Below are 3,951 nucleotides of genomic sequence, written 5' to 3' on the forward strand. Positions count from 1 at the left end.
AATCACCGCACAATCAAAGCACCGCACGCCCCTAAACCGGATCGAACCAGACCCTTGGGGTCAACTCCGACAGGCTGCTAGTGAGTATACATGGGATCCGCGTCAGATCACCGCGGTCAGGCCATCCGCGCCTCGGCCGGCGCAGCGCGTTCGAGCGTTTCCGGAAATCCGTCGGCCACGAGCGCGGCCGCGGCCTTGCCGGCCGCCATCGCGTAGGAGACATCACGGTGAATCAGCATCTGGGCGATCGCTCCTTCCAGCAGGATCATGACCTGCCTCCCGACGAGGCCCGGATCTGAAACGCCGCTGCCGCGCAGCTCCTCCGTCAGCCAGCTTTCGAAGCGCTTCTTGTGATCCGCCGCCATCACGACGGCCGGGTGCCCGGGCTGACCGGCGAGTTCCACCGCCGCGCGGGTGAACCCGCAGCCTCGCCATCTGGGGCGCTTGGCGAATGCCGCCAAAGCAGAGAACATCGTCGTGATCCGATCGGGCAACGGCCGGTCGTCGTCGCCGAGCCAGTCGCGATATCGTTCAACTGTGGGCGCGTCCCGCGCGGCCAGATAGGCGGCGATCAGTTCGTCCTTGCTTGCAAAATGATAGTAGAGCGTGCGTTTCGTGACACCGGCGCGTTCCGCGATCGCATCCACGCTCACGCTGCGCAGCCCATGCTCGTAGAACAGAGCTTCCGCCGCGCCGATGATCCTGGTTCGAGTTGTTTCTTCCATCGGGTTCTTGTCCCTTGACAGGTTGACGAAGCCTATCGCAACCGGAGCGACCTGTGCACGTCCTTTGAGGGCGTCGAGGTCTCGCGCGGCGACGGTCGCTTCACCGCGCTGAGGCCCGGCCGCATGGACGTGCCGCCTGTTGGATGGCAGTGCACCCGGATGTCCGCCTACAAAGTCGATTGGTGAAGATTGCAGATTCGATGCTCGCCGACGTAATGTCTGAGCATGCGCCGATTGCCTTGTGAGTTGACTGCCTCCTCATGACCTTTGCCAGTTCGCTTTCCCTGCTTTTCGTCATGGTCGCGCTCGCCGCAATTCCCAGTTCGAGCGTCGCGTTGGTGGTCGTGCGATCGGCGACGCTGGGCGTGCGCCACGGCATCGCCTCGGCGCTGGGCATCGTTGCCGGGGATCTCATTTTCGCCGCCATGGCGATAGCGGGGCTCGTGACTGTCGCGGAGTTGATGGGCACCTTTTTCGCCGTGCTGCGCTATCTCGCCGCCGCCTATCTCATCTGGTTCGGCTTCAGCCTGATCCGCGGCGGCGCGAAAGCGGGCGAGCCAACGGATGTGCGCCGGGCGGGCGGCCTGGGCGTGAGCTTTGCCGCGGGTGTCGCGCTCACGCTCGGCGACGTGAAGGCGATCCTGTTCTACGCGGCATTGTTTCCGGTCTTTGTCGACGTGACCGCGCTCTCGACCTTCGACATCGGTGTGATCGGATCGATCACGCTGATCGGCGTGGGCGGCGTGAAACTGGTCTATGCCTTCGCGGCGCGTGCGGTCGCCAATGCTTCGCAAGGGTTTCCCTTCAGAAGGCCCATTCGCATGGTCGCCGGCACCTTGATGATCGGCACGGGTGGGTATCTCATCGTCAAAGGATAGCGATTGACCACGCCGTGTTCCGGTCCGAGGGCGTGCCCCGGTGTGGAAAGGCCGTAGCCCCTGGTCCGGCGATCAGTCCAATGCGTTGCAAACCGCCTGCAGCTTGTTTCCATCAGGGTCGCGAACAGAGGTCGCGTAAACGTTTGGACCGTAGTGCGGTCGGGATCCGGGCTCTCCCTCATTTACGCTGCCCCATTTTAGCGCCTGCACGTAAATACGTAAGCTTCATCGAAGCCTCCCTCACAGGTGAGCCGCACCATCATTGAATAGTGCGACGCTGTTCAACGAACTATTTTCCGTAAATAATCTTGTGAATGACTGGCTTGTAGTTCGGCGTATGTAACGTCTAATGACAGGAATGGTGGCGCGAAGCAGGCGTCTGGTGGATTTAAAGCGGATATACTGTCCCCTTATGCCATATTTCGGAGGGTTATATAGGGTTATGGAGTTGACATAGTTCTCATCGCTATCCCGCACGGCCCGCCTTTTGCCCCCCAATCACCGCACGCCCACCATGCATTGCCGGAAACTGCCGCTTCTACGCGACAGCCCGATGCATCTGGAAGACGAGCGGCGGCAGCAAGCGACTTCCTGGTTTGCGACGGGTCATCGCCAGAAGGGGCGGCGGCCTTCCCGCATCGCGTCGCGCCTGCTGATCCCGAGATCGCGAAGCTGGTCATCGGTCATGTCACGGAGATTGCGGCGCTGACGCCATCGATCGGGCCAGATGTGGAAGATCGTTACGACGATACGGGCGAGGCATGACATGCGTGCTCATCCCCGCTTTCGAGCACGCATCGTCATGGCGATCACGCCGGCCACAACGCAGGCCAGCCCCATCCATGCCGTTGACGAAAGCGTTTCCCCAAGGAACAGGACGCCAATCGCAACGCCGATCGGAACCCGGAGATAGGCTTGCGCCGTCGTGCCGACAGAGCCGAGGGTTTGCACGAGGCGGAAATAGATCACGAAGGCCAGCGCCGTCGAGAAGACCGAAAGAGCAACGAGTGCCAGGGCGGAATCGGCGCTGGGAGCCAAGGTCCACGGTCGATCGACAACGAGACTGACCGGAATGAGGATCGCCGCGCCGCAGATCATCGAGCCGGCAGCCGGCATCATCGGATCAAGGCCCTTGAAGTTCCTGCCGAAGATCGCAGCGCCGGCATAGCAGATCGTGGCGGCGACGATAGCGAGTTGCGCCCATAGCTCATGCCCGACGCCGCCGAGCGCTTCGATACCGACGATCATGCATATTCCGATCAGCCCGGCCGCAACGCCGAACAGCTTGCGGCCGGTGATGGCCTCGTGGCGCGTGATCAGCGCCGTCAGCAGGAACGCGAAGATCGGCGAGGTGGAATTGAGGATCGTCGCAAGGCCGGCGTCGGTCGTTTGTTCGGCCCATGCGATCAGCGTGAAAGGCACGACACTGTTGAGGCAGGCCTGAAACAGGAAGCGTCCCCAGACCTTTCTGTCGGTGGGCAGCGTCAACCCGCGCAGACGGAGGATGGCGACAAGCACGGCCCCGGCAATGAGCGTTCTGGCCGCGATCAGCGTTATGGGCGGAATGGTTTCAACGCCAATCTTGATGAAGGTATAAGACGCCCCCCAAAGCGTGGAAAGGGCCAGAAGCAGCGCCAGTTCCGTTGCCATAGTCGTCTTGCGGTCCATCGTGTTCCTGTCTTTTTCCTGAGAGGCTTCGTCCTTCTGTCTAGCGTGAATCGGAAGCGGGATGTTTCGGCATCGGCCGAACTGTCGAGCGCGGACGGGGGGTGCGTTCGGGGATCATCCACGTGCCGCAAACCGGGTGTCGACGGTGCGACTGCTCGGCGGCGTATGGACCGTCGACTATCACCTGCAACCGCTTCAACAATCCACATCCTGACGGATACTTTCGGACGGCCTCATACGCTCGTGCTCACGGCGGGAAACGCATCCGATATGACTGGAACAGATCTGTTCCTGCCCAGGATGCCGAAAACCCGTTACCTCATCGCGGACAAAGGCTATGACGCCGACAGGCTCCGGGAGGCCTTGCGCGGCTGCGGTACGGTTCCGGTGATCCGGGGGCGGACCAACTGAAAACGGACGGTGGCGTATGGCCGGAAGCGCTATCGCAATCGCCATCTCGTCGAGAACGTTTTCTGCCGCCTCAAGGACTCCATGCGTGTCGTGGCCCGCTACAACACGCTTGCGGCCAGTTTCCTCTCGGCCGTGGCTGCTTGCAGCCGTCATCGCGTTCTGGGTGTGATTGAGTCTGGAGCCTAACATTACAGTTGCGTATTTCCTAAAGTTCTGAATCAATGGGTGACCATGATTCGGAGGGTCATGGAATGTCTGGTTCGCTTGAG

General features: G+C 61.5%; 5 protein-coding genes. 2 read left to right on the plus strand and 3 right to left on the minus strand.

Features of this window, described 5'->3' with window-relative positions:
* Positions 1-116: 116 nt before the first annotated feature.
* Positions 117-725 (minus strand): TetR/AcrR family transcriptional regulator, encoded by a 609-nt coding sequence (locus IEW15_RS24940; protein WP_188583156.1) that lies wholly within the window; start codon positions 723-725, stop codon positions 117-119.
* A gap of 260 nt (positions 726-985) precedes the next feature.
* Between IEW15_RS24940 and IEW15_RS24945 the strand changes: the two genes are divergently transcribed.
* Positions 986-1,603 carry a LysE family translocator gene (locus IEW15_RS24945; RefSeq protein WP_188583158.1) on the plus strand — a complete coding sequence of 206 codons (618 nt, stop codon included), beginning with the start codon at positions 986-988 and terminating at the stop codon, positions 1,601-1,603.
* Positions 1,604-2,209: 606 nt separating this feature from the next.
* On the opposite strand, the gene IEW15_RS26670 is transcribed toward IEW15_RS24945, so the two are convergent.
* Together IEW15_RS26670 and IEW15_RS24955 are read right to left on the minus strand one after the other, a co-directional pair.
* Positions 2,210-2,371: a DUF1127 domain-containing protein gene (locus tag IEW15_RS26670; protein WP_188583160.1), complete on the minus strand. Its 162-nt coding sequence runs from the start codon at positions 2,369-2,371 to the stop codon at positions 2,210-2,212.
* 6 nt (positions 2,372-2,377) lie between these two features.
* Positions 2,378-3,271 carry a DMT family transporter gene (locus tag IEW15_RS24955; protein ID WP_188583162.1) on the minus strand — a complete coding sequence of 298 codons (894 nt, stop codon included), beginning with the start codon at positions 3,269-3,271 and terminating at the stop codon, positions 2,378-2,380.
* Positions 3,272-3,436: 165 nt separating this feature from the next.
* Here IEW15_RS24955 and IEW15_RS26820 point away from each other — a divergent pair, with 165 nt between their 5' ends.
* A complete protein-coding gene (locus tag IEW15_RS26820) occupies positions 3,437-3,682 on the plus strand; it encodes a transposase (RefSeq protein WP_188583164.1) in 246 nt (81 codons plus the stop codon).
* Positions 3,683-3,951 lie beyond the last annotated feature (269 nt).

It is taken from the genome of Tistrella bauzanensis (assembly GCF_014636235.1).
Taxonomy (GTDB): Bacteria; Pseudomonadota; Alphaproteobacteria; order Tistrellales; family Tistrellaceae; genus Tistrella; species Tistrella bauzanensis.